At 66.9% G+C, this 25,245-nt stretch carries 25 protein-coding genes; 12 read left to right on the forward strand and 13 right to left on the reverse strand.

Annotation, left to right across the window (positions count from 1 at the left end; all coding sequences use genetic code 11):
• From ACZ5Z0_RS02275 to ACZ5Z0_RS02295, 5 genes are all read left to right on the forward strand, one after another.
• The gene (locus ACZ5Z0_RS02275) at window positions 1-360 is read left to right on the forward strand and encodes a hypothetical protein (protein WP_464109712.1); all 360 of its coding nucleotides are present in this window, start codon (window positions 1-3) and stop codon (window positions 358-360) included.
• A gap of 97 nt (window positions 361-457) precedes the next feature.
• Window positions 458-1,183 carry a TetR/AcrR family transcriptional regulator gene (locus tag ACZ5Z0_RS02280; RefSeq protein ID WP_464109713.1) on the forward strand — a complete coding sequence of 242 codons (726 nt, stop codon included), beginning with the start codon at window positions 458-460 and terminating at the stop codon, window positions 1,181-1,183.
• A gap of 174 nt (window positions 1,184-1,357) precedes the next feature.
• On the forward strand, window positions 1,358-2,614 hold the full coding sequence (locus ACZ5Z0_RS02285) for an acyl-CoA dehydrogenase family protein (protein WP_464110687.1): 1,257 nt from the start codon (window positions 1,358-1,360) through the stop codon (window positions 2,612-2,614).
• Window positions 2,615-2,640: 26 nt separating this feature from the next.
• On the forward strand, window positions 2,641-3,837 hold the full coding sequence (locus ACZ5Z0_RS02290; protein WP_464109714.1) for an acetyl-CoA C-acetyltransferase: 1,197 nt from the start codon (window positions 2,641-2,643) through the stop codon (window positions 3,835-3,837).
• 23 nt (window positions 3,838-3,860) lie between these two features.
• A complete protein-coding gene (locus ACZ5Z0_RS02295) occupies window positions 3,861-5,426 on the forward strand; it encodes a long-chain-fatty-acid--CoA ligase (RefSeq protein WP_464109715.1) in 1,566 nt (521 codons plus the stop codon).
• A 55-nt stretch (window positions 5,427-5,481) separates the two neighbouring features.
• Here ACZ5Z0_RS02295 and ACZ5Z0_RS02300 read toward each other — a convergent pair whose 3' ends face one another.
• The 3 genes from ACZ5Z0_RS02300 to ACZ5Z0_RS02310 all read right to left on the reverse strand — a co-directional run bounded on the left by ACZ5Z0_RS02300 (window position 5,482) and on the right by ACZ5Z0_RS02310 (window position 9,607).
• Window positions 5,482-6,237, reverse strand: a complete 756-nt coding sequence (locus ACZ5Z0_RS02300; protein ID WP_464109716.1) for an IclR family transcriptional regulator — start codon at window positions 6,235-6,237, stop codon at window positions 5,482-5,484.
• A gap of 186 nt (window positions 6,238-6,423) precedes the next feature.
• A complete protein-coding gene (locus ACZ5Z0_RS02305; protein ID WP_464109717.1) occupies window positions 6,424-7,791 on the reverse strand; it encodes an FAD-binding oxidoreductase in 1,368 nt (455 codons plus the stop codon).
• Between the two features lie 64 nt (window positions 7,792-7,855).
• Window positions 7,856-9,607: an L-lactate permease gene (locus ACZ5Z0_RS02310; RefSeq protein WP_464109718.1), complete on the reverse strand. Its 1,752-nt coding sequence runs from the start codon at window positions 9,605-9,607 to the stop codon at window positions 7,856-7,858.
• Window positions 9,608-9,903: 296 nt separating this feature from the next.
• Here ACZ5Z0_RS02310 and ACZ5Z0_RS02315 point away from each other — a divergent pair, with 296 nt between their 5' ends.
• Both ACZ5Z0_RS02315 and ACZ5Z0_RS02320 read left to right on the forward strand, forming a co-directional pair.
• The gene (locus tag ACZ5Z0_RS02315; RefSeq protein ID WP_464109719.1) at window positions 9,904-12,090 is read left to right on the forward strand and encodes a malate synthase G; all 2,187 of its coding nucleotides are present in this window, start codon (window positions 9,904-9,906) and stop codon (window positions 12,088-12,090) included.
• Window positions 12,087-12,515, forward strand: a complete 429-nt coding sequence (locus tag ACZ5Z0_RS02320) for a GlcG/HbpS family heme-binding protein (protein WP_464109720.1) — start codon at window positions 12,087-12,089, stop codon at window positions 12,513-12,515. Before ACZ5Z0_RS02315 ends, ACZ5Z0_RS02320 begins: the two co-directional genes overlap by 4 nt.
• Before the next feature lie 82 nt (window positions 12,516-12,597).
• On the opposite strand, the gene ACZ5Z0_RS02325 is transcribed toward ACZ5Z0_RS02320, so the two are convergent.
• Complete coding sequence (locus ACZ5Z0_RS02325; RefSeq protein WP_464109721.1) at window positions 12,598-13,482, reverse strand: NAD(P)-dependent oxidoreductase; 885 nt, start codon at window positions 13,480-13,482, stop codon at window positions 12,598-12,600.
• Between the two features lie 295 nt (window positions 13,483-13,777).
• Here ACZ5Z0_RS02325 and ACZ5Z0_RS02330 point away from each other — a divergent pair, with 295 nt between their 5' ends.
• From ACZ5Z0_RS02330 to ACZ5Z0_RS02340, 3 genes are all read left to right on the forward strand, one after another.
• The gene (locus ACZ5Z0_RS02330) at window positions 13,778-14,503 is read left to right on the forward strand and encodes an isocitrate lyase/PEP mutase family protein (RefSeq protein WP_464110688.1); all 726 of its coding nucleotides are present in this window, start codon (window positions 13,778-13,780) and stop codon (window positions 14,501-14,503) included.
• A gap of 100 nt (window positions 14,504-14,603) precedes the next feature.
• On the forward strand, window positions 14,604-15,146 hold the full coding sequence (locus ACZ5Z0_RS02335) for a PadR family transcriptional regulator (RefSeq protein ID WP_464109722.1): 543 nt from the start codon (window positions 14,604-14,606) through the stop codon (window positions 15,144-15,146).
• 182 nt (window positions 15,147-15,328) lie between these two features.
• Window positions 15,329-16,864 carry an ABC1 kinase family protein gene (locus ACZ5Z0_RS02340; RefSeq protein WP_464109723.1) on the forward strand — a complete coding sequence of 512 codons (1,536 nt, stop codon included), beginning with the start codon at window positions 15,329-15,331 and terminating at the stop codon, window positions 16,862-16,864.
• Here the strand turns inward: ACZ5Z0_RS02340 and ACZ5Z0_RS02345 are convergent, their stop codons facing one another.
• The 6 genes from ACZ5Z0_RS02345 to ACZ5Z0_RS02370 all read right to left on the reverse strand — a co-directional run bounded on the left by ACZ5Z0_RS02345 (window position 16,865) and on the right by ACZ5Z0_RS02370 (window position 21,506).
• Window positions 16,865-17,326: a phage tail protein gene (locus ACZ5Z0_RS02345; protein WP_464109724.1), complete on the reverse strand. Its 462-nt coding sequence runs from the start codon at window positions 17,324-17,326 to the stop codon at window positions 16,865-16,867.
• Between the two features lie 194 nt (window positions 17,327-17,520).
• A complete protein-coding gene (locus ACZ5Z0_RS02350) occupies window positions 17,521-18,594 on the reverse strand; it encodes a DNA polymerase IV (RefSeq protein WP_464109725.1) in 1,074 nt (357 codons plus the stop codon).
• Window positions 18,595-18,607: 13 nt separating this feature from the next.
• Window positions 18,608-19,267, reverse strand: coding sequence for a dihydrofolate reductase family protein (locus ACZ5Z0_RS02355; RefSeq protein WP_464109726.1), 660 nt, complete (start codon window positions 19,265-19,267; stop codon window positions 18,608-18,610).
• Between the two features lie 55 nt (window positions 19,268-19,322).
• Window positions 19,323-20,069, reverse strand: coding sequence for a lytic transglycosylase domain-containing protein (locus tag ACZ5Z0_RS02360; protein WP_464109727.1), 747 nt, complete (start codon window positions 20,067-20,069; stop codon window positions 19,323-19,325).
• Window positions 20,070-20,132: 63 nt separating this feature from the next.
• Window positions 20,133-20,831, reverse strand: a complete 699-nt coding sequence (locus ACZ5Z0_RS02365; RefSeq protein ID WP_464109728.1) for a DUF2182 domain-containing protein — start codon at window positions 20,829-20,831, stop codon at window positions 20,133-20,135.
• Between the two features lie 69 nt (window positions 20,832-20,900).
• On the reverse strand, window positions 20,901-21,506 hold the full coding sequence (locus tag ACZ5Z0_RS02370; RefSeq protein ID WP_464109729.1) for a DUF1326 domain-containing protein: 606 nt from the start codon (window positions 21,504-21,506) through the stop codon (window positions 20,901-20,903).
• Window positions 21,507-21,738: 232 nt separating this feature from the next.
• Between ACZ5Z0_RS02370 and ACZ5Z0_RS02375 the strand changes: the two genes are divergently transcribed.
• Complete coding sequence (locus ACZ5Z0_RS02375; RefSeq protein ID WP_464109730.1) at window positions 21,739-22,302, forward strand: GNAT family N-acetyltransferase; 564 nt, start codon at window positions 21,739-21,741, stop codon at window positions 22,300-22,302.
• A gap of 20 nt (window positions 22,303-22,322) precedes the next feature.
• Here ACZ5Z0_RS02375 and ACZ5Z0_RS02380 read toward each other — a convergent pair whose 3' ends face one another.
• Entirely contained in the window at window positions 22,323-23,243 is a 921-nt protein-coding gene (locus ACZ5Z0_RS02380) for an NmrA family NAD(P)-binding protein (RefSeq protein WP_464109731.1), read from the reverse strand.
• A 239-nt stretch (window positions 23,244-23,482) separates the two neighbouring features.
• Entirely contained in the window at window positions 23,483-24,025 is a 543-nt protein-coding gene (locus tag ACZ5Z0_RS02385; RefSeq protein WP_464109732.1) for a hypothetical protein, read from the reverse strand.
• A 653-nt stretch (window positions 24,026-24,678) separates the two neighbouring features.
• Here ACZ5Z0_RS02385 and ACZ5Z0_RS02390 point away from each other — a divergent pair.
• Entirely contained in the window at window positions 24,679-24,927 is a 249-nt protein-coding gene (locus tag ACZ5Z0_RS02390; protein ID WP_464109733.1) for a hypothetical protein, read from the forward strand.
• Here the strand turns inward: ACZ5Z0_RS02390 and ACZ5Z0_RS02395 are convergent.
• Window positions 24,924-25,226 carry a DUF4193 domain-containing protein gene (locus ACZ5Z0_RS02395; RefSeq protein WP_464109734.1) on the reverse strand — a complete coding sequence of 101 codons (303 nt, stop codon included), beginning with the start codon at window positions 25,224-25,226 and terminating at the stop codon, window positions 24,924-24,926. The two genes, ACZ5Z0_RS02390 and ACZ5Z0_RS02395, sit on opposite strands and share 4 nt — an antisense overlap.
• Window positions 25,227-25,245 lie beyond the last annotated feature (19 nt).

Genomic DNA, 25,245 nt, shown 5'->3' on the forward strand with positions numbered 1-25,245 from the left:
TTGGCGATCGAACCGCCGTCCGTTGTCGCATGTAGGAACGCGGCGCAGCTCGGCGAGTGTGACGAAGTGGAGGAGACCGAGACGTTCCCCGTGCCGGCTGTGAAGACGGTGAACGGGGACAGATTTCCTGACTCGAAGTTGGTGGCCGCCGCCGTCGTCCCGGGATATGGGTCCGCCGGTGCGGGGGTCCCGGACTGGCATGTCGGCGGGGCGGCCGACGCCGCCCCCGGGCTGAACGCGGGAGCGCTCAGTATTGGAACGGCTACTACTGCCGCAATGCAAATCCTCAAGAACCTGTTCATCATTATTGCCCCCGCACCAGCGTCGTATCGAGCATGGCAGGCCGTCGTGCGGCCGTGATACGGCCATATGGGTCGTCCATGACGGTGCCTGACCACACAGTAGGTCGCCGATCTTGGAAAAACCTTACTGCGGGGCCTGTGCTAGATTTCGGCCCATGACCACTCACCCGGCCCACCAGGCCGACGCGCCCGCTGCCGCCGCGATCGCGCTGCTCGCACGGCAGGGGTACGACGCTACGTCAGTTGACGATCTGGCCGACGCCGCGGGCATGAGCCGCAGTACCTTTTTCCGGAAGTTCGGCTCCAAGGAAGACGTCGTTTTTGCGGACCACGAGCGGATCCTGGGCCAGGTGACCGAACGGCTGGCCGAATCCAGCGGCGAGCCGTTGGCCGCCATCGAGGACGCCGCGCTCCTGGTTTTCAACCACCACCTGCGCCACCGGGAAACGTCCCGCGCCCGGTACGAGCTGATGCAGGCCGTGCCCGCGCTACGGGACCGGGAACTGGTCACCTCGCACCGCTACGAGCGTGCGTTCCTGTTGCACCTGCTGGACCGGCTGCCCGACGGCGGCCCCGACGGGACCGGCAACCACCGCGAACACACCGCTGTTGCCTTCGCCGCCGCCACTGTCGCGGTGCACAACGCGTTCCTCCGAAAGTGGCTCCGCTCCCCTGCCATCGCCGGGGAATCCGCGGGCTCGGAACACAGCCGGGCCGAGGACCTGGCCGCGGAACTCCGGGGCTTGTCCGCCATCTTCCGGCCGGCACTGCTTGGGCCGCTGCCAGCCGCCCAGCTGGCACCGACCGTCGTGGTGACAGTGCTGGCCGGGGCAGCGGACAAGGATGCGATTGCCCGGGCCGTCCGCGACGCGCTCCCCTGATTCGGCGTCATTCGGCGGCAGGTGGCGGAGCGGAGGGCGCCCCGACCCGCACCGGCGCCGTGACACAGAGTTTCTTGACGTGGGACTGGGTTTCAATGCATTCTTAGTCGACGTGGTGTGAGCCACGACACGAGGCGGCCGGGAGCCGCCGTCGCTATCGACGAGGACCAACACATGACGACGACGTCGCCCGCTTCAGGGCTCTCCGCTGAGCGCACCGGCGCAGCATTCCCCGCCGGAACGGTGGAACCGGACTACGTCCTGACCGAGGCGCTGGGCACCGACCCGGCCTCCCTGTTCACCGGCATCAGCGCCGAAGACCGCGCCTACTGGGACCGGGCCCGTAGCTTCGTCCAGGACGAGGTCCTCCCGGTCATCGACGGCTACTGGGAACGCGCCGAATACCCCGTCCAGCTGCTCCGGCGCCTCGGCGAGCTGGATCTGCTGCGCGACGGCGTAGCCGTCGAAGGCTTCGCCCCGATGAGCAGCATGGCGGCCGGACTGGTCAACATGGAAATCAGCCGCGGCGACGGATCCGTGGCCACGATGATCGCCGTCCAGGGCGGCCTGGCCCTGCGCTCGGTCGCGGAGTGCGGCTCCGAGGAGCAGAAGAAGCGCTGGCTGCCGGCCATCGCCGCCGGCACCGAATACGCGGCCTTCGCGCTGACCGAACCCACCCACGGATCCGACTCGGTTGCGCTGGAATCCACCGCCACCGCCACCGACGGCGGATTCCTGCTCAATGGCGAGAAGAAATGGATCGGCAACGGCTCCATCGGCGGCCTCAGCGTGGTCTGGGCACGCGGCGGGGACGGCCAAGTCCACGGCTACCTCGTGCCGCAGGACTCCCCCGGCTACACGGGGACCAAAATCGAGGGCAAGCTCGCGCTGCGGGCCATCTGGCAGGCCCACATCCGGCTGGAGAACGTCTTTGTGCCGGAAGAAAACGTCCTGCCCGGGGCACGCAGCTTCAAGGACACGGCCCGCGTCCTCCTGGCGACCCGGCTCAGCGTCGCCTGGTCCGCCGTCGGCCACGCCACCGCCTGCTACGAGACCGCGGTCCAGTACGCCAAGCAGCGCATGCAGTTCGGCCGTCCGCTGGCCGCCTCACAAATTGTGCAGGAGCGGCTGGCCCGCATGCTCAGCGAGCTCTCCACCATGCAGCTGATGGCGGTCCAGATGACCCGCCTGGACCAAGAGGGCACGCTCACCGCCGAGCAGGCCTCGCTCGCCAAGTACACGTGCACCCGCCTGGCCCGCGGCATCGCCGCCAACGCCCGGGACTTGCTCGGCGGCAACGGCATCCTGCTGGCCAACCGCGTCGCACGCCACCTGGCCGACATCGAAGCCATCCACACCTACGAAGGCACGGAGACGGTGCAGGCGCTCATCATTGGGCGCGGGATTACCGGCACCTCCGCCTTCGCCTGACAAACGTCCCCCCGAAAGGACCTCCCATGACCCAGCACGACACCACCCCTGTGATTCTCGGCGGCGCCCGAACCCCGTTCGGCCGCTTCCGCGGCGGGCTGACGCCGTTTTCGTCCAGCGAGCTCGGCGCCCACGCCATCCGCGCCGCCCTCGAGCGCACCGGGGTGTCCCCGGAGCAAGTCGGCGCCGTGATCGTCGGCCAGGTGATCCAGGCCGGTGCGGGACAGGGCCCGGCACGGCAGGCCAGCCTGGCCGCCGGCATCGGCTGGGATGTCCCGACCGTGACCATCAACAAGCTGTGCCTTTCCGGGCTGACCGCCGTGATTGATGCCGCCCGGATGATCCGGGCCGGGGAGGCCGACTTCATTGTCGCCGCCGGCCAGGAGTCGATGACCAACGCCCCGCACCTGGTCCCCGGGCTGCGCGCCGGCGTCGTTATTGGGGACGCCCCCATGCTCGACTCGCTGAATCACGACGGCCTGCAGGACCCGGTCAGCGGCAAGCTGATGGGCGAGGCCACCGACGCGGGCAATGCCGAGCGGCAGATCAGCCGCGAGGAGCAGGACGCCGTGGCCGCCCGCTCGCACCAGCGCGCCGAGGCCGCCCGCGCCGCCGGGGTGCTTGCCGAGGAAATTGCCCCGATCCAGGTCCCGCAGCGCAAGGGCCCCGCCGTCACGCTGGAACACGATGAGGGCATCCGGGCCGACACCACCGCCGAGTCCCTTGCCCAGCTGCGGCCCGCGTTCTCGAAGGACCAGGCGGCCACCATCACCGCTGGCTCCGCGTCCCCGCTCTCCGACGGCGCCGCCGCGCTGGTGATTGCCAGCAAGTCTGCCGCCATCGCCGCCGGCCTGGAATGGATCGCCGAAATCGGCGCCCACGGCCAGACCGCCGGCCCGGATGGCTCCCTGCACTCCCAGCCGGCCCGGGCGATCGAGCGGGCGCTCAAGGGTGAGGGCCTCAGCGCAGGGGACCTTGACCTGGTCGAAATCAACGAAGCCTTCGCCTCGGTCCTGATCCAGTCGGCCAATGACCTCGGCATCGAGACCGATGCCGTCAACGCCGAGGGCGGCGCGATCGCCCTGGGCCACCCGGTAGGGGCTTCGGGCGCCCGCCTGGTCCTGCACCAGGCGCTGGCGCTGAAGCGCCGCGGCGGAGGCACCGGCGTCGTGGCCCTCTGCGGCGGCGGCGGCCAGGGCGATGCCCTGATTCTCAAAGCTTAATCAACCCTACAAAGAAGCAGGCCATGACCAACACCACCACCGGCGACGGCTTCGCCACCATTTCCGTTGCGGCGATCCTGGCGGAATCCGCCAAGCGCACGCCGGACAGCATTGCCCTGATCGTCGGAGAGGACGAGACCAGCTACGGCGATCTCTGGCGCCAGACCAAGGCGTACGCCGGCGCGCTCCGGGACCGCGGAATCGGTCCCGGGGACGCCGTCGCGGTCCTGATTCCCAATGTGCCGGACTTCGCCCGCGTCTACTACGCTGTGCTGTCCCTTGGCGCCATCGTGGTGCCGGTCCATGCCCTGCTCAAGGCCCGCGAAATCGAGTACGTGCTCCAGGACAGCGGCGCTCGGCTGATGATCTGCGCCGACGCGCTGCTCGGGGAGGGAGGCGCCGGTGCCGCCGCCAGCGGCGTCGACGTGCTGACGGTCATGTCGCCCGACGGCGGCGACCTCCCCCGGCTCGAAGCGGAGGCCGCCGCGGCCGAACCGATCCGGAGCTACGAACCCTGCCGGCCCTCGGACACCGCAACCATCCTCTATACCTCGGGCACCACGGGCAAGCCCAAGGGCGCGTTGGGCACGCACTTCGCCCTCGTGGAGCAGACCTCCGTGATCCTGACCAGCGTGATGGACTTCAAGCCCGGCGATGTGCTCTTCGGCGGCCTGCCGCTGTTCCACACCTTCGGCCAGACCGTGGTGCTGAACGCCGGACTGCGTGCCGGCGCCACGGTGGTCCTGATGCCGCGGTTCAGCGGCGAGGGCGCCCTGGCGCTGCTGGACCGGCATCAGGTCAACATCTTCGTCGGGGTCCCCACCATGTATGTGGCACTCCTGGAGGCGGCGAAGTCGACCGACGTCCGTCCCGACGCGTTGCGCTACGGCATCTCTGGCGGGGCGTCGCTGCCGCTGGCGGTGATGGACAAGTTCCGCGAAGTGTTCGGCGTCGAGATCCACGAGGGTTACGGCCTGACCGAGACGTCCCCGGTGGCGGCCTTCAACCACGTCGGCATGACCCCGCGGCCGGGTACGATCGGCATTCCCATCTGGGGCGTGGACATCGAGATCGCGCGGGCGGAAACGGTGGAGCGCATCGAACTGCTGCCCAACGGCGAACTCGGCGAACTGGTGGTCCGGGGCCACCTGCTCATGAAGGGCTACCTGAACCGGCCCGAGGCCACCGCGGAGGCCGTGGTGGACGGCTGGTTCCGCACCGGAGACCTGGGCACCAAGGACGACGACGGCTACCTCACCATCGTGGACCGCAAGAAGGACATGATTATCCGGAACGGCTACAACGTCTACCCCCGCGAAGTGGAGGAAATCCTGCTGACCCACCCGGAAGTTGTCAGCGCCGCCGTCTACGGTATTCCGCACGACGTCCACGGCCAGGAGATTGCGGCCGCAATCGTGCTCGAAGCGGGAGCCACCGTGTCCGAGAAGGACCTGATGGACTTCGCCAGCGCACAGCTTGCCGCCTACAAGTATCCGCGCGTCATCCGACTGCTCACGGAACTCCCCCTCGGCCCCAGCGGGAAAATCCTCAAGCGGAACCTGGCCGCCGAGTCCACCGGGGCTGAATAGCCCAGGACTCGCCAACGTCCCCCGGCGTGCCCGGGGGACACCGCGCTTTGCGCTGTTAGGCCAGATTCAACTCGTCCGAGATGGCCCGCGCGGCCTCCCGCAGGAGGGGAACTGCCCGTTCCGCAAAGGCCTCGTCCACCCGGGATACCGGTCCGGAGACGGAAATGGCCATGGGGGTGGGCGCGTTTTCTACAGCCATGGCGAAGCACCGGACGCCGATTTCCTGCTCTTCTTCGTCGACGGAGTAGCCCCGCTGCCGGATCCTCTCCAGGTCCCTGAGCAGGGTGTCAATGTCCCCGATGCTCTTGCTGGTCGGCGTGGGCATACCGCTGCGGGAGATAATCCCCCGGACTGTCGCGTCGTCGAGCTGGGCCAGAATCGCCTTGCCGACACCGGTGGAATGCGTGTGGGCCCGACGGCCGACTTCCGTGAACATCCGCATCGAATGCCGGGAGGGCACCTGCGCGACGTAGATGATCATGTCCGCGTCCAGGACAGCCATGTTGGAGGTCTCCCCCAGCCGATCCACGAGGGACTTGAGCTGAGGCCGGGCCAGGACGCCGAGCTGTTTGTTCGCGGCTTCGCCCAGCCGGATCAGGCGGGGGCCCAGGGAGTACCGGCGGTTGGGCAACTGCCGGACATAGCCCAGACTGACCAGGGTGCGCAGGAGCCGGTGGATGGTGGGAAGCGGCAGGGACGTAGAGGACGAAAGTTCGCTCAACATCACTTCGCCGCCGGCGTCGGTGATCAGTTCCAGGAGTTCAAAAACACGCTCGACCGACTGGACGCCGCCGGGGGCTTTTTCGGCCATATCGCTCTGTACTCCTGCTGTTACTGCCGACATCTAATATCCGCATCGTGAAATATTGCCCTACGATTCCCAAGATACAACACGACGGTCGCAGGGCTTCGAGTCCCCGCCCTCGCCTGCGCGCACGGCCGCGCCAGGCGGCCGTACGCGCAGGCGGAAGTGTCGGACGCGCGCCGGGAGGCCGTCCTAGATCGCCTTGCCCGGGTTGAGGATGCCGAGCGGGTCGAACACCTTCTTGATGGCGTGCTGCAGCTCGAGGGAATCGCTGCCCAGTTCGTCCTGCAGCCAGTCGCGCTTGAGGATGCCAACGCCGTGTTCCCCGGTAAGGGTCCCGCCGAGGCTGCGGGCCAGTTCGAACATCTGACCCAGCGCTGCTTTGGCCGGGCCCTCCGTGGAGGGCTGGCCCTCGTCAAGAACGATCATCGGGTGCAGGTTGCCGTCCGCGGCGTGGGCAACCGTGAAGATCCGCACTCCGGTGCGGCGCGAGATCTCCTCGATCCCGGCGACCATCTCGGCGAGGTGTCCGCGAGGGACACCGACGTCGCCGATGCAGACGTCACCCAGCAACTCCAGGGAGGGAATGGCCTCCCGGCGCACTTTCAACAGTTCGGCGGTCTGTTCCGGGTCGGTGGCCTTTTCATACGAGGAGGCGAGCGGCTCGATGGCCTGAATCAGCACCTCCTGTTCCAGGAAGGCCCCGTACCCGTCGGTCTGGGCGAGGAGGAAGGCGCCGCCGCGGCTCCGATAGTCGGTGCCGAGGGCCGCGTCCACGGCCGAGAGGGTCGGGCCGTCCATCAGCTCCAGCACGGAGGGTGTGACGCGTGAGGCAATGATGGCGGAGGCGGCCTGGGCGGCGGCAACGATGTCCGGGAAGAACGCCGCGACGGTTGCCGTCGCGGCGGGGAGCGGCCGAAGCCGCAGCGTCGCTTCGACAACTATCCCCAGCGTCCCCTCGGAGCCAATCATGAGGGCATTGAGGTCATACCCGGTGACCCCCTTGATGGTTTCCCGGCCGGTCACAAGGATCCGCCCGTCCGGCAGTACAACCTTCAGGGCGAGGACGGATTCGCGGGTGACCCCGTACTTGGCGCACCGCATGCCGCCGGCGTTGGTCGCGATGTTCCCACCGATCGAGCAAATGGCGGTGCTGGCAGGATCTGGTGCGTAGAACAGCCCGTGCTCGCCGGCGGCGGCATTGACTTCCGCGTTGAGGATGCCCGGTTCGACGACGATGATCTGTTCCAGCGGATCGAGGCGCAGGATGCGGTTCATGCCCGAGACGTCAAGGACGATCTCGCCGGCTTGGGCGGACGACCCTGCGGCCAGCCCGGTGCCGGCACCCCTGGCGACGATCGGAATCCTCCCTGCCGTCGCGCGGACCATGGTCTCCACGACGTCGTCGATGCTTGTGGCGTAGACGACGCCGTCCGGCAGCGTCTCGGGTGTGTAGCCCGACCGGTCGGTGTTGACGCTCCTGCGGGCAGCTTCCGCCGTCGAACCGTGCCGGGCAGCGGCGAGCAGCGTCGTCCCTGCCTCTGAAATGGTCTCACTCACGTTGGTCCTCACAAGCTCTGCTCTCTATCGATTTCTCTAGGTTTTCTCGATCGGTCTCGGTGTCTCAGGGAACCATCCAGCCCAGCACCGGGGTGGACTGCAGGAAGATCAGGATGGTCAGGAACGCCAGCAGTGCCAGGCTCCAGCCGATGAGCTTCCGGAACAGGACACTCTCCGCCCCGTCCAGCCCAACCGCCGCGGCGGCCACGGCCAGGTTCTGCAGGGACAGCATCTTTCCGAGGACCCCGGCCGAGGAGTTGGACGCCGCCATCAGCGTCGGCGAGAGCCCCGTCTGCTGCGCGGCCGTAACCTGCAGTTGCCCGAACAGGGAGTTGGACGAGGTGTCCGAGCCGGTGAGCGCAACGCCGATCCAGCCAAGCAGCGGGGACAGGAAGGCGAAGAAGCCTCCGGCGGATGCCAGCGCAATGCCCAGAGAGTTGGTCTGCCCCGAGACGTTCATGACAAAGGCCAGGGCCAGGACGGAGGTCACCGAGACGATGGTCCAGCGCAACTGTAAGAGGGTGTCGCGGTAGATCCGGATTCCCCGCAGGGGTGCCAGCTTGTACAGCGCCATGGTGATAATGCCCGAGATCAGGAGCAGGGTGCCGGTGGCCTTGAGGTGGTCGAGCTTGAACTTGTGGGCGGCGACCGGTTTCCCGTCGGGATCCACCGCATCCAGGCCCGGCCATTCGAACGTCACCGAGCCCACGGCCGTGAGCCAGATCTTGACGGCCGGGATCTGCGCGATGGAGAACACGGCCATGATGATCAGATACGGGGCAACAGCCATCCACACTTCGCTGTTGGAGGGCCTCACCGCGGCGTCCGACGTCCCGGTCGTTCCGGCGGGGACGGGGGCGCCGTTCCGGCTTACGCCGCCAAGACCGGACGACGTTCCGTAGCCGGTACGGGACTGCGCTCCGGCACTGACAAGCTCGACGTCGGCAGCAGCGCCGCCCGCGACTTCGTGCATTCCGATGATCTGGGCCGGCTGCCAGAACTTCAGCATGACCAGTACCACAGCCACGGTGGCAATGGCGGCGACGACGTCGGTGAGCTCAACAACCAGGAAGTTCGAGGCGACGAACTGCGCCAGGCCGAAGACGATGCCTGACACCACGGCCACCGGCCAGGTCTGCCGGACGCCGCGCTTGCCATCGACGATGAAGACAAGGATGAGTGGCACGAGCACCGCAACGAACGGCGTCTGGCGGCCTGCCATGGAGCTGAGGTCGTGCAGCGGGATGCCGGTGACACCGTTGAGGGCAATGATCGGCGCGGCCATCGCCCCGAAAGCCACGGGAGCGGTGTTGGCCAGCAGCGCCACGATGGCTGACTTCAGCGGTTTCATGCCGGCTGCCATGAGCATCGCGCCGGAAATTGCCACCGGAGCGCCGAAGCCCGCCAGCGCCTCCAGCAGCGCACCGAAGCAGAACGCGATCAGGATCGCCAGGATGCGCAGGTCATTGGAGATGGAGCGGATGGTCCGGCCCAACACCTCGAACCAGGGCGTGTCCACGGTGAGCTTGTAGATCCACAGCGCGTTGATGAGGATCCAGAGGATCGGAAAAATAGCGTAGAAGGCACCCTGGCCCGCGGCGCTCAGCACCTGGCCGAAGGGCATATGCCAGCCCACGATGGCGAGCACAATGGACAGCAACAGGCTCGCGATGGCTGCCTTGGGCGCCTTGACCCGGAAAACCCCGAGCAGGACAAATAGCAGCAACAGCGGCAGTGCGGCGATCACGGCTGAGATGGCGAGCGAACCCGCTATCGGATCGACGACTTGCTGAAACGGCTCAAACCTTGGACTCACAAAAACTCCTTTGTTTTCTCCGAGCAATCGGTGGGCACTGGGATAGCACTGTGGCATCAGTACCCACAGCGGTTTCCGCATCGTGAAATAGATCTTTTGTTCAGTGATATTCAGTGACCGAGAGTATGTGCGATCCAGGTCACAGTCAACCGCTGTTGTCCGGCGCGGCGCAGCCGCGCGCAATCCCGGCACTCGGCGTTGACACGCGGCACGTCGCTGGCTAGGTTTTATATATTGGTATTTAAATTCCACAATACGAAATTATTTAGCTACGAAATATCTGAGAGGTGGCCGGTATGCCGAATCACGTGGAGACTAACGGGCTGAGCGTCGCCGAAGAGCTCTACGCCTTCGTTCGGGACGAAGCGCTCCCCGGGACCGGGATCGGGGCGGACGCATTCTGGGCCGGCGCCGCCGGGCTCATCGGGGAGTTCTCGCCGCGCGTGCACGAGTTGCTGGACATCCGCGACCGAACGCAGCAGCAGATCGACGAGTACCACCGGGCACACGGCGCGGCAGCCGCGGATCCCGAGGCGTATGAGGAGTTCCTCCGCTCGATCGGGTACCTGGTGGAGGAACCCGGAGACTTCGCCATCGAAACCGAGCGGGTTGACCCCGAGATCGCAACGGTCTCCGGTCCGCAGCTGGTGGTCCCCCTGCTGAATGCGCGGTTCGCGGCCAACGCCGCCAACGCCCGCTGGGGCTCGCTCTACGATGCGCTGTACGGTACCGATGTCATCGACGACGCGGACGGACGCGAGCACACCGGCGGCTACAACCCGGTCCGCGGAGCCGCCGTCGTCGCACGCGGGCGGCAGTTCTTGGATGAGCACACTCCCCTGGCGGCCGGATCGCATACCGAGGTCACCTCCTACCGCATCGCCGACGGCGCACTCGTCGCCGAGACCCCTAACGGCCCGCAGGCGCTGGCCGAGCCGGGCCAATTCGCCGGTTTCCGGGGAGCGGCGGCCGAACCCGAGTCGGTACTGCTCGTACACCACGGCCTGCACGTGGAGATCCAGATTGACCGTAGCCACCCCATCGGCTCGGGCGACCCGGCCGGTGTCAAGGACATCGTGTTGGAGTCCGCCATCACGGCCATCATGGACCTCGAAGACTCCGTGGCGGCCGTCGATGCCGCGGATAAGGTCGCGGGATACCGCAACTGGCTGCAGTTGATGCAGGGCACCCTGACTGCCGACGTCGAAAAGGGCGGCCGCACCTACACCCGGCGGCTCAACGCCGACCGTGTCTACACGGCACCCGACGGCTCGGAGCTGATCCTGCCCGGCCGCTCGCTGCTGCTGATCCGCCAGGTGGGCCACCTGATGACCAGCGACGCCGTCCTCGACGCTTCCGGCGCTCCGGTTCCCGAGGAGATCCTGGATGCCCTGTTTACAACCCTGGGCTCCGTGCACGACCTCCGCGGCCCGCACGCCGGCCACAACTCCCGGGCCGGGTCCGTTTACATCGTGAAGCCGAAGATGCACGGGCCGGGTGAGGTCGCCGTGGCCTGCGCCCTGCTGGCCGGCGCCGAGGCCATACTGGGCCTCGAACCGCTCACCCTCAAGATCGGCATCATGGACGAAGAACGCCGCACGTCGGCAAACCTGAAGGCGTGCATCTGGGAGGCACGGGAGCGCGTGGCGTTCATTAACACGGGCTTCCTGGACCGAACCGGCGATGAGATCCACACCTCGATGCTGGCCGGCCCCATGGTCCGCAAGGCAGACATGCGCGACTCCAGCTGGATCAAGGCCTACGAGGACGCCAACGTCGACATCGGGCTGGAGTGCGGCTTCAGCGGGCGGGCCCAGATTGGCAAGGGCATGTGGGCGGCTCCGGACAACATGGCGGACATGCTCAAGCAGAAGGTCGCCCACCCGCTCGCCGGTGCCGACTGCGCCTGGGTCCCCTCACCGACAGCCGCGACGCTGCACGCCATCCACTACCACCAGGTCGATGTGGACGCCCGGCAGGCCGAACTCGCCGGGAAGCGCCGCTCGACACTGCGGCAGTTGCTGACCATCCCCGTCGGCGACCCCGCCGGCTGGTCCGCCGACGCCCGGCGCAACGAGCTGGACAACAACATCCAGAGCACGCTCGGCTACATCGTCCGCTGGGTGAACGACGGCGTCGGGTGCTCCAAGGTCCCCGACATCAACGGCACGGCCCTGATGGAGGACCGTGCAACCTGCCGGATCAGCTCACAGCACGTCGCCAACTGGCTGCTGCACGGCGTCGTGACCACGGAGGAAGTGGAAGCGTCCCTGCGGCGCATGGCCGCCGTCGTGGACGAACAGAACGCCGCAGACCCCGACTACACGCCCATGTCCCCCGCGTTCGACGGCGAGGCCTTCCTGGCCGCCCGCGAGCTCGTGCTCGAGGGCGCCGCTCAACCATCCGGCTACACCGAGCCGGTCCTGCACCGGCGCCGTGCCGCCCACAAGCACACCGAGAATCTGGCGAGGAACGCATCGTGAGCCTGACACTGGAATCCGCACAGTCCATCATCAGCGACGCCCTCGCGGCCGGGGCGGAGCGCGGCTTCAAACCCCTGACCGTCGTCGTCCTCGACGCCGGCGGCCACGTGATCGCTGCGGCGCGCCAGGACGGCGCGTCGAACAACCGCTTTGAGATCGCGCAGGGCAAAGCCTACGGGGCGCTGGCCCTCGGGATGGGCTCGCGTGCCATCATGGAGCGCGCCGAGCAGCAGGCCTACTTCATCGCGGCGACGACTGCCGCCCTGGGCGGCCGGCTCATCCCGGTGCCCGGCGGCGTGCTGGTACGCGAGCACGACGGCACGCTCCTCGGTGCCGTCGGCATCACCGGCGACAGCTCGGACAACGACGAGACGGCGGCGACGACGGCGATCGAGGCCGCCGGGCTGAAGGCCCAGGTCGCCTGACTCCCGGTGGTCGGACGGACATGGCCGGTCCCCAGGACCGGCCATGTCCGTCCCTGCCAGGAAGGTCCGGCTGTTCCAGCCTTCAGGCATCCTTCCCGGTACTGGCGAAGTAGGCAGCGGCCAGGTCCTGCTTCGAGCGGCCCGCGGCGGCGGCTCGTTCGAGCCGCGCAGCCGCCGCCTCGGCGCCGTCGAGCCGCAGGCCGTGTTCGCGGGCGGCGTCGAGGATCAGGTGCGCGTCTTTCAGCGACGTGTCGACGCCGAAGGACGCGGGTTCGAGGCGGTCTTCGAGGATCAGCTCGGCCTTGGTTCGCAGGAACGGCAGGTCCAGGCCGCCGCCCTTGACCAGGTCAAAGAACTGCCGGGGGTCCACGTCAAGGGCCTCCGCGAGCGCCAGAATTTCCCCGGCCGCGTTCGCGGCGGCGATCACCCAGCTGTTGACGACGAGCTTGAGCCGGGTTGCCGAGCCCGCGGCCGGATCCTGACCGGTCCAGATGGTGCGGGAGCCGATTGCGTCCAGAACCGGCGCCACGCGCTCACGCAGAGCCTCGGGCGCTGCCGCGATGACAAGTAGTTGGCCGGACTCGGCCGGCTCACGGGTGCCGGAAACCGGCGCATCCACCAATTCGAGGCCCACCTCTGCGGCTAGGTCTGCAAGGGCCGCTGCGTCGCGCACCCCGACGGTCGTCGACTGGACCCATGCGGTGCCCGGCCGGACTCCCGGGGCCGCCTGCCGGATCACGTCGCTCACGGCGGCGAAGTCATACAGCATCGTCAGTACCACGTCCGCTCCCCGGACCGCTTCGGCTGGGGACAGCGCTACCTGCGCCCCGGCGTCGGCCAGCGGGACGGTCTTGGCCGGGTCCCGGTTCCACACATGGACCTCGTGCCCAGCCTTCAGCAGGTTCCGGGCCATCGCGGCCCCCATGATGCCAGTGCCCAGCACCGTCACCTTGCGATTCGCGTTCATCCTGTCGTCCTCTCGGTCGATGTGCACGCCTGGATGGGTGATGCCGAACCGACCTTAACACGCTGCGGCCACGCCCCGCGCCTGGTTGCTGGATCGCCGTCCGCCCCCGCTGCACCGGCGCTTAGCCCGGCGGACACCGGCCCTTGCGGCGCCCGGCCGCGTTAATAGAATGAACGGTATTGGCCGATCCGGATGGCAGGGAGTGGACGGGGACATGGACAGGGACGTAAACACGTCAACTTTTGCACAACTCCACCACGCTGAAGCGCCCCTGGTGCTGCCCAACGCATGGGACATGGGATCCGCCGTGGCGTTTGTAGCAGCGGGCTTCCCGACGATCGGAACCACCAGTTTTGGCATTGCGGCGAGTGCCGGCATGCCGGACGGCGGCCGGTCCAGCAAGGCGGCAACCGCAGCGCTCGTGGAACAGCTGTGCCGGCTGCCTGTCCACGTCACGGCGGACATCGAGGACGGCTATTCCGATGACCCTGCCGAGGTGGCGGAACTTGTGGCCCGACTGGCGGCCATGGGCGTGGCCGGGATCAACCTGGAGGACAGCACGGCCGGGCACCTGATCGCCCCTGCAGTCTCCGCCGGCAAGATTGCCGCCGTCAAGCACCGCAGCCCGGCCGTGTTCATCAACGCCAGAGTGGACAACATCTGGTTCGGTGAACAAGCCACCGTTGACGCCGTCCTGCTCCGTGCCCGCGCCTACGCCGAAGCCGGCGCGGACGGAATCTTTGTCCCCGGCCTGGTGGTACCGGAGGACATCCAGACCATCACCGCCGGTATTGCACTGCCGGTCAACGTACTGGCCCATCCCACGCTGACCGTTGCCGAACTGGGTGAACTGGGGGTCCGCCGGGTGAGCTCCGGCTCCCTGCCGTACCGCGCGGCAATCGACGCGGCAGTGAATGTGGTCAACGCCCTGCGTGACGGCAGGCGGGCGCCGGCGGCCACTCCGTACTGGGAGCTGCAGTCCCGGCTGGAATCGTTCAGTAGGGGGACCGTGTCGGGCTGACCGGCTCCAGGCCCTAGGATCATGCGTCCTGAGCCACTGTTTTTCGCGCATATCGGGATGTATCGTTAGGTATCGTTCGTGATCCACTAAGGAGAGCAACATGCGCAATTCACACCCGATGGGCGGCTTTGGCGCTCCCAACATTGATGGCATGTGGCAGGCCGTCGAAGAGCTGCGTTCGAGGTTCGAGAAGCGCTCGGGCACCCGTGCGGGGCGAGGCGAGGTACGGTCGGCCGTGCTGGCCCTGCTCGCGGAACGGCCCATGCATGGCTACCAGATCATCCGTGAGATTGAGGAGCGCAGCAACGGCAGCTGGAAGCCGAGCGCCGGCTCCGTCTACCCCACCCTGCAGCTGCTGGCCGATGAGGGATTGATCCGGGCCGAGGAGTCCAACGGCCGCAAGATCTACTCGCTGACCGACGCTGGCCGGGAGGACGCAGCGCACGGGGAGGCGTCAGCCCCATGGGAGGCCACGGGCCCGGCGTCGGGCCCCGGCTTCGCCGCACTCCCCAAGGCAGGCGTCGAGCTCGCGCAGGCCGCGGCCCAGGTGGGTCGCACGGGCTCACCGGAGCAGGTGCAGCAGGCGGTGGCGGTGCTCGACGAGGCACGCCGCCGGCTGTATTCGATTCTCGCCCAGGACTGACGGGGGTGGCGGCGGCCCGTCGGGAGCGAGCAGACCCGGTACCCGGCGCCGGGGACACCCGCGCCCGTTACCGTCGCATCCTGCGGTTCGCCGCGTGGCACCTAGCGGTGACCTGGTGGTTTGAGTTGCTCCTCCCCCGCGTCGGCCTGGGCAGAATCGCCGAGCGAACCAGGGCCAAGCGGATGCGGAGCTTCGCTCAACGCTTCCACGTGCTCGCGGTGGAGCTGGGCGGCCTGATGATCAAGGTTGGCCAATTCCTGTCCTCCAGGCTCGACGTGCTTCCGCCCGAGATCACCAAGGAGCTGGAGGGCCTTCAGGACGAGGTCCCGCCCGTGCCGTTCCCGGCCGTCCGCGCCCTCGCCGAGGCGGAGCTGGGCGCGCCGCTGGACCAGGTGTTTGCCTCGGTCGAGGAGACGCCCCTCGCCGCCGCCTCCCTCGGGCAGGCCCACCGGGCGCAGCTCCTGCCCGCCAACGCCGCCGATGCCGGGCTCCACGGCGTGGTCGTGAAAGTGCAGCGGCCCGGCATCGAGGCGATCGTCGACGTCGACCTGGCGGCACTGCGCAAAGTGGGCGGCTGGCTCAGCCATGTGCGTCTGGTGTCCGACCGCGCGGACGTCCCTGCCCTGATCGAAGAGTTTGCCCAGACCAGTTTTGAAGAGATCGACTACCTGCACGAGGCGGCGAACGCGGAGCGTTTTGCGGCCGATTTCGCCGAGGACGATCGGGTGGAGGCGCCCGGCGTCGCCTGGGAGTGGAGCACCCGCCGCGTGCTCGTGCTCGAAGATGTCACGGCGATCAAAATCACGGATGCGGTGGCACTTCGTGCGGCGGGCATCGATCCGGCGAAGGTTGCGCCTGTCTTCGCCTCGGTGATGTTCGACCAGCTGTTCACCAACGGCTTCTTCCACGCCGATCCGCACCCGGGCAACATCTTCGTCACCCCTGTCACCGATGCATCCGAGGGGCGCCCCTGGAAGCTGACGTTCATCGACTTCGGCATGATGGGCGAGGTTCCTCCCGGCACTCGGAGGGGCCTGCGGAAGTTGCTGATCGCGGCAGCCTCGCGTGACGGCAAGGGCCTCGTGAACGCGATCAGCGACGTGGGCGTGCTGGTGCCGTCGGCCGACCGGGCGGAGCTTGAGCGGGCGATGACGCACCTGTTCGCCCGGTTTGGCGGGATGGGATTCGCCCAGCTTCGCGAGGTGAACCAGCGGGAGTTCCTGGAGTTTGCCGTGGAATTCGGCGACCTGGTGCGCTCGCTGCCGTTCCAGTTGCCGGAAAACTTCCTGCTCATTATCCGGGCGATGTCGCTGACCTCGGGTGTGTGCAGTTCACTGGATGACCGGTTCAATCTGTGGGACTCCGTCGAGCCCTACGCGGCGCAGCTGCTCCGCGACGAGCGCGGCAACGTGGTGCAGGATGTGGCCCAGCAAGCGCTCGACGCCGCCGGGATTGCCCTTCGACTGCCGAAACGCCTGGATGGACTGGTCACCCGGATCGAGGACGGTTCACTGTCCGTGGCCAATCCCCGGCTGGAACGTCAGCTGGCGCGGCTGGACCGCACGGTGCGGCGGGCGGCATCGGCGCTGATCTTCGGCGCCCTGCTGATCGCGGGTTCCATCGTACGGGCGGACGACGCCGTGCTCGGCGGCGTGCTGATGATCGTCTCGGTTGTTCCGCTGCTGTACGGGGCGTGGGAGGGGCGCCGCGGCCGCTGATCAGTACTGGCCCTTGATCACGAAGTAGGAGCCGCGGATGACGCCGGCCAGCTTTGATTTTTGCCGGGCGAACTTGAAAGCTGCCAGTTCTTCCGGGACCTCCATGCCCTCGGACAGTTTGAAGCCCACTGCCCGCTTCCCGCCGTCCCCGATGCTGTACATGACGTTGATGGACAGGCCCGACTCGTAGAACACATAGTCCATCCGCAAGCCGTCGACTTCGAAGCCGGCGGCCTCGAGCGGCCGCGAGCCGATGACGATCTCCCGCTCCTCCCTGAGGATGCGGCCGACCCGTTCTACGACCTCCGGAACCTCGCCGGCAGGGCTGACGGTGAGGACGTGGTCGTACTTGTTGCGGTAATAGCGGGCCTCGTTGGCGCGCAGCCCGGCGAGCGCCTCGGCGACCGGGGATGACTCCAGGCCGACAGTGGAAACGTTCTGGAAATCAACGACGTACGGCATGCGCCCTCCCGATATAGACGTGTTGGACCAACCATAACGCGACGGCGCTTTACCGGCCGGCGGCGGGGCGCAAACCTGATGGTGCACCGACCACTGTGAGGAACAACGCCAGGGCAGTGGAAGTTGCGCGCTCGTTCTTTGCCAAGGGAAATGATGAAGCTGATTGGCTACCGCGCCTGAACGGAATTGCGAGGTCACCAGCCGCCGCGCGTCGGGGTATGGCTCTTTCGGGCTTCGTCAGGCATTGCCATTTCGGCCCGCAGGCCAAGAAGACGGATGGGCCGGCCCGCTTCGATTCCGGCGGCGAGGTCCAGGGTCCGCGCGAGAATTTCGTTCCGGTCGAGAGTCTGGGGAATCTTCCGCGCGTGGGTCGTGGTCGTAAACGGCGCGTACCGCACCTTCAGGGTCAGCCCAATCACGGGCCGTCCTTCGGCTGCTACGTCCTCCAGGACCCGCGCCGCCAGCTCCCTGATGGCGGCGTCCACCTGGGCCGGTTCGGTCAGGTCCTGCTGGAAGGTTGTCTCCCGGCTGTGCCCGCGCGCCACCCACGGGGTGTCGTCCACAACGCTGGCGCCGTCCCCGCGTCCGAGCTCCGCGTACCAGGGACCCATCCTGGGGCCGAACTCCGGGACCAGGTCCGTAGGGTTCGAGGCGGCGAGCTCGGAGACGGTGTTGATGCCCAGTTTGGCCAGCCGGGCGGAGACCTTGGTCCCCACGCCCCACAGTTCCTTGGTGGGACGAGCCCCCATGACCTCGAGCCAGTTTCCGGCCGTGAGCCGGAAGACGCCGGCCGGCTTGCCGAAACCGGTGGCGACCTTGGCCCGGACCAGGGTATCGCCGATGCCCACGCTGCAGTGCAGCCGTGTCCGGTCCAGGACGGCGGCCTGCACTTGCCGGGCATAGGCCTCCGGATCCGCTGACTCAATGCCGACAAAGGCTTCGTCCCAGCCCAGCACCTGCACGGTGGCGCCGGGCTGCGCACGCAAGGTCGCCATGACCGTTTCAGAGGCGGCGAGGTAGGCCTCATGGTCAACGGGAAGGATCACGGCGTCGGGCACTTTCCGGGCGGCAACGCGCAAGGGCATTCCGGAACCCACACCGAAGGCCCTGGCCTCGTAGGATGCGGTCGACACCACAGCCCGTTCCGTGGGGTCGCCCCGCCCGCCAACGATGATCGGTTTGCCCGCCAGCTCCGGCCGCCGCAGTACTTCGACCGCCGCGATGAACTGGTCGAGATCGACATGCAGCACCCACCGGATTCCGCTCACGGCACCAGTCTGCCTACCGGGGCGTGCGACGGGTGAAGATCATGTGGACGACTCCCGCTGGAGAAGGAGTCGTTTCGATGTCAAAGCGCTGCTCGAGTCCCTCGAGTCCGTCCCAGAGCCGTTCGCCCCGGCCAAGGAGGATCGGCACGACGACGATGTGCATGTGGTCGATCAGATCGGCTTCGAGGAACTGTCGGACCGTGCTGACGCCACCGCCGATCCGGACGTCGAGGTCACCTGCCAGGGCGCGTGCCTGCTTGAGCGCGGTGACAGGGTCGGCGTCGACGAAATGGAAGGTAGTCCCACCTTCCATTTCCAATACCGGCCGCGGATGGTGGGTCAGGACAACGACTGGTGTGTGGAAGACAGGGTTATCACCCCACCATCCCTTCCATTCCTCGTCCTCCCAGGGGCCGCGTTGCGGGCCGAACTTGTTGCGCCCCATGATCTCCACACCGACGCCGGGCCCCCAGCCGCTCGCAAACGCCTCATCGACGCCGAAGGATCCCTCCGACTCCCCGTGGAAGCCCATCTGGCGGAAGGTACGTGTCTCGAAGGCCCACTCCATGAGCCGTGAGCCTGCGTGGCCGAACGGAGCGTCGAGTTTCTGGCCCTCGCCGGTGCCGAAGCCGTCGAGCGAGATCGAGAAGTTGTGCACGCGGACGAGGGACATGTCATCTCCTGGGCTTGTCGTCTGCGGTCACTCTATGGTGATCGAACCCCACGGCTCAAGAGGTGCCCGCCTTCTCGGCGTAGGCGGTGGCTTCGGCCCGAACCTGCCTCAGGTAGGAATCGGACTGGTTGTAGGAGTAGATGGCGCCGGTCCACCCTTGCGCGGTCGAAAGGTCACGGCCGTGGGCGCACAGATATACCGCCGCGCTGAGCGCGGCGTCGTCAATATTGAACGGGTCCGCTGTTCCGTCCCCGTTGCCGTCCCGCCCTACAAGCCGCCACGTGGAGGGAATGAACTGCATGGGTCCGACGGCGTGGTCCCAGCGGGCGTCACCGTCGAGGGCTCCCGCGTCCGTGTCCGCGATGGCGGCGAATCCGGCGCCGTTGAGGCTCGGACCGATGATTGGCCCGCTCGCCTGCCCTGCAGTGTTGAGGTTGCCGCCGCCGTAGGTTCCGTGCGCCGATTCAACGAAGCCGACGGCGGCCACGGTATTCCAGCCGATCCTGCACCCCGGAGCGGAATCGTTGGCCGTGGCTGCAGCAGCAACGTAGGCACGGAGCGCACGGGCCGGGATGCCGGTCAGCGCGGCGGCCCGGGTGAGCCACTCGGCATCAGCGCTCCGGGTGACGTTCACGGCGGTGGTGAGGCCGGAGGAGGTGGCGAGTTTCGCTCCCGCCCTCGGCGGCGGGGCAAGTGCCCCGCGAGCGTCGGCACCGGGCTGCCGGACTGCCCAGAACGAGAATGCGGTGATGACGCAGACTGCGAACACGCTGAAAACCAAAAGACGTTTGAAACGGAGCACCGACCAATCAAACCATCCAAGCCCTGTAGCCGTTGACCAAGGGGCTGCTGTGGTTGCCTTTCCTCACATGGCCGTCATCATGTGGAGACCTGGCAGCAACTCCGGGTGGGCAGGAACGAAGAGCGCGAACACGATCAGTGCGACGCCAGTGATCCGGCTGAGGGCGGGCCCGTATTTCCACGTCTTCTCCAGGAAGATCACCGCCGTGAGCACCGCCATCCATGCCAGGTTCATCACGCCCACAGCAATGAGCACCACCATCAGCCCCCAACAGCAACCCACGCAATACACCCCGTGGTACATGCCAACGCGGACATCCCGCAGGCGGCCCTTGTACCCGGATACGTGCAACAGGAACGCTACCGGCGACCGGCAGTGCCGGAGACAGAAATCCTTCAGCGGCGTCAGCTGGTAGGCGCCGGCCGCCACGAGCACTCCGGCTCCCACCCAGGGTGCGACATCCGCCGCGCCCTCAGCAAGCAACCCGGCGAGCGCCGCGGCGGCGTAGGCAACGACTCCAAATCCGATCCACGTCAAAAGGTAACCGCCAACCAGGGCGGTGGTCCGGATGGCACGGACCCGGCGGCTGCGGACGGCACGGATCGACCTGAGGTACGTCGAGGTGAGAGGCGCCAGCGCCGGCAGCATCATGGCCGCCATCATCAGCGTCCAGACGCCCAGGAAGCCCAGGAGCCCCAGACCCATGGTTCCCGGCCCCGTGGACATGTTGGCGAGGCCGGAGAACGTGACATACCACGCCAAGGCGGCACACCCGATCAGTGCCAACTCTGCGGCATGGCGGCTGAGCGTGAGGCTGCTCCTGCCGGGCACTTAGGCGGACCAGGCGAAGGGGGCCGAGAAGGAGTTCTTGCCGGCGTTGTCCCAGGTCATCCCGAGCACCTCAACGCGGGCGGTACTGGATGTGCCAGCTGCCAAGGTGTCAACAGGGAATCCAACGCCACTGATTCTCACTCCTCGTCCTGTGGCGTCAAAGGGTGACACGAAGTCCTCGACCACCATCTCTACGGCACTGCCAATCTGAACCTGGTGGACCCGCCCGTCGTCGGCGTAGGCCATGGTTAGGGACTCCATGCCCGCCATTTCACCGATCAGGGGGGCGAGGCCCTCCATGGGTCCGCCGAGCTGGCCGCCGAAGACTGCACCGAGCGCTTCGGCCTGCTCAGCTGAGGCGGCGGCGTCCAGCAAAAGTCCGATTTTCCAGCCGCCGTCACTCATCAGTGCCGGAGTGTCGGCTAGGACGCAGACTGTCAGACCCCCGACGTCGACACCGTTTACTTCGCCGGTCTCGACGTGGAAAGCCAAGGCCACGTTGCAACGTTCGTTATCCGCCGGTGCCGTCTGCCCTGAAGCCGTACACGGGCAGACCATGTTGCAATTGCAATTCTCAAAATATGTGCCCTCGATATGCCACGGCATTTCGGGCTCCTTTCGAAGAGGCACTCCCCAAAAGAAAGTCTCCTCGTGGCCCTGAACAGTGTCAACGGGACGCTGCAACCCCTTCAGCTCCCCCGTTCGGCCAGACGGTGCGACGTATGATCTCAGCGGAGGGCCCCTGCCACGTTCCACGCGGTTGCTGGCCCACCGCACACGTCCGAGAAAATCACCCACCCCAGTGCAACCACCCCCTGGGCAGACCCCTGGAGAACCTATGTTTGAAAAAGTCGTGCGGGACGGGGTCGTTTTGAAGCCTCTTGAGCCTTGGCAGGCCGCCGAGTTTGCCGACCACATGAACAGGGCCAGAGATCATATCCGGCCCTGGGTCGGACCGACATTTGTCACCGATACCGTAGATGGGGCGCGCGCCACCCTTCAGCGCTACGCTACGGCCACCGCGAATGATGGGGCTCGCATTTATGGCCTCTGGGCCGACGGCAAGATCATCGGAGGCGTGATGTTTGTCGCGTTTGATCCGGTCTGGGGCATCTGTGAGGTCGGTTGCTGGCTCGAACCCGATGCTGTCGGCAGCGGCCTTATCACGCGGTCGGTCGAACTGCTTATGGAGTGGGCCTTCTTAGAGCGGGGAATGTCTCGCGTGGAATGGCGATGCCGCACCGACAACGACCGCAGTGTTGCGGTGGCGCGGCGACTGCGTATGCATTCCGACGGCGTTCTCCGCAGCAGCTGGGTCTATGACGGGAATCGTTACGACAAGGAGGTATTTTCCATACTTCGTGCCGAATGGATGGGCACACGGCCCGATATCGCCCAGTGACCGACGCCAATGCCAGGGTTCTACCGGGACGGCCCGGACTCCAGCAGGTGAGCTTCCAGGACGTCGCGGACCGAGGTCCATGGCTGCGGGCCGTAGCGGTCGTTATCAACATGGCGAAGTTCGGCTTCGCCGCTGAACATGCTGACGAAGTACTGCATGCCCTGCCACGCGGGGAATGCCTCGCCCTTGTCTTTGGACAAGCGCCGGCCGATCTTGCTCATCGCCAGGAGGGTCCCCGTGGTACCGGCCCACTGCGGTGAAAAGGGAGTTCCGGTGAGTTCGGTCATGGTTTGGGCGATGGTGCGGGCGCTGACGCGGTCCCCGGCGACTTCGACGACCCGGGGCGCGTTCCCGTCGAGGGCCACAAGCGCGACGACGCGAGCGACGTCGTCCTTGGTCGTAAAGTCAAGGATTTGATCCGGTGCGGACCAGTACAGGACCCGGTGGCGGGAGAAGAGGATCATCGGCGCCTGCCCGGTGAGCATGTCCGCGAACGCGCCGTTGAGGACGGAAGTCACGCGAAGGGGGGCGGCATCGAGTTCCCCGGCGAACTCGCGGCGCAGCTCGAAGTTGCGGTTGCTGCCTGGGGTGATCCGACGGTAGTCGGCGGAGTAGTCCGAAGGGATGAACCGTGCCACGCCGGCTTCGACGGCGGCGGCTAGGAGTGCCCGCTGGACGTCGACGATGACCGGACGCGCACCGCTGACGGCCGAGACGACGGTGTCGACGCCGGCCAACGCTGCGACGAGGGCGGCCCTGTCCGTGTAGTTGGCCTCATGGATCTCCACGCGCTCCTGGCCGCCGAAGATTCTGTGGGCCTTGCCGCTGCCGGGGCGGGTCAGGACCCGGACGAGGGTGCCGGGCTGCCGGAGGAGTTCGCGAACAACGCGGCGGCCGAGGTCACCGGTGGCTCCGGCGACGAGGACGGTGCTGGCGGTCATGGTGGGCTCTTCTCGATGAGGTTGGCGCGGACGGGGCGGCGGTGGATCGGATCGTTGGCCCCGGACGAAGGTTACCCGTGACTCTACAGCCCGGGCTCGGTGCCGGAACACGCGGTTCCCGCCGGGCCGCGGTTCAGGATCCGTCCAGTCTTCTACCTTTTAATTGGGGCTGGAATATTCAGCCTTGGGGAGATACCGAGTGGAACAGCACACTTACGCCGTGTCCGCGCAGGAAATCTTCAGCCGCGGGGCTGGCTCGGCCGACTCGGCTGGCGCCCCGCGGCAAGGAGCTTCACCGCAAGGACGGCGGAGAGGCCGGCGAACGGCAGTTCGACGAGGACGGCCTCGAGGATCGCCGTCGTCAGGGGCGGTCCTTGGGCCGCGGTGGCGACATCGAAGAGCGCATCGATGCACAGGCTCGTGGAGAAGGCTGCAGCGCTCAGTGCGGCGTACGGACTTCCCTTGAAGAAGAAGACCGCCGTCAGGAGCGCCGCTACAGCCTCGAATCCGTCCAGCGCGAGCCAGGCCGTACTCCAGTTGTAGGCGACCGTCACCGCGGGCATCGTGCCGCTCAGGTAGAAAATCCAGACTGCGTAGAAGAGTCCGGCTGCGGCACCACAGGCAAGGGCCATCCGCCGCCACTCCAGGCCCCGCAACCGCGCCCAGACCCGCCGGCGCATGCGCAGTAGCAGGGCGATGGCCAAGGCCACCAAGGCGATCTTGAGCCCGACAAAATGCGGCCCCGCCTGCCACATCGGGTATCCGGTTTGGAACGAAAACACGGGTGACCATCCTCTCCCTGCCGCGGCCCTCGGTGCCTAGAGCTAAGCAGAGGGTACCGGACGGGCCTGAGAGGGTGGCTTCGAGGCCGAGGCTCCTGCCGGGGAGGGGCTCGAACCGGTTCCACCCGTGAATTTCCCCCACTCCCCCGCAAACTTCCGCGATCCACCCGGTCCGGCGCCAGTTCGACCGTTCAAACGCCCGCGGCGTCTCCGAGCCGCTGGCGTGACTAACGGCTGGCCAGCTGGCTATTGGACCGATTAGGGCGCATGCTGGTGGGGAGTGCGCCGGGACTTCGCGAAGAAGCTACTGGCGGCCTCTTGTAGTACCAGGCCACCTAAACACCGGTCCGGGCTCCGTTGGAGCCGTCAAGCAGCCGGCGGTTTCGATGGCGGTACCAGAATGATGTTGCAGGTCACGACGCGAATTCCGACCTAACTCGACACACGCCACCTTCCCCTGACCGCCGCCTGCTTGATCGCAGCGGTTCCGTCACGCCTGATGACCACTCTAGACACGCTCCAGAAGGCGACGTAAGTTCAGAGTCCAAAAACCTTAGGGGATTTGGTCCTTCACGGCCGGGTGCACGGCCACGAAGAGAGCCGCTGAAGCAGCACGGCGGCACCAAGGATGCACCCGAGGAACGGAGCCTGGAATGGCCACCTCGCACATCACACGATTCCTCCTGGAAGCCACGGTCCGCGATGAAACGCACGATCCATTGGGACCGGACTGCCTCTACGGTCTGTACACAAGCTGGTGCATACTGCACAAGATCAAGCCGGTGGAAGACTTTGCCTTCCGGTCCGCCATCCGGCGCCACGGGATAGATCCCAGTGGCAGCCGACGACGAATGGCCGGTCCCGCTGCCGGCGACTACATCCTGGCTAGCTACCCGGACTAGCCTTCACACTCGACGCAGTACGAATGGCCCTTGCTTTGGCGCGCAAGCTGGGACCGGTGCCTGACCAGGAAACACGAGTAACAGGTGAACTCGTCCTCTGCCTGCGGGATGACTTGAACAATAAGTTCCTCGGAAACAAATTCCCCGCCGGGGGTCATGGCCTCATCCAGTGCATCGGACTCGTCCAGCTCTCGGACGACACTCCGGGCGTCCGGGGCGTTGGCGGACTGCAGCGCCTCGAGTGAGCGCTCCTGGGATTCCTTGACATCGGAACGTACTTCGTCGTAATCGGTTGCCACTATGGCGATTCTCTTTTCT

Source organism: Arthrobacter sp. T2-23 (assembly GCF_055398325.1).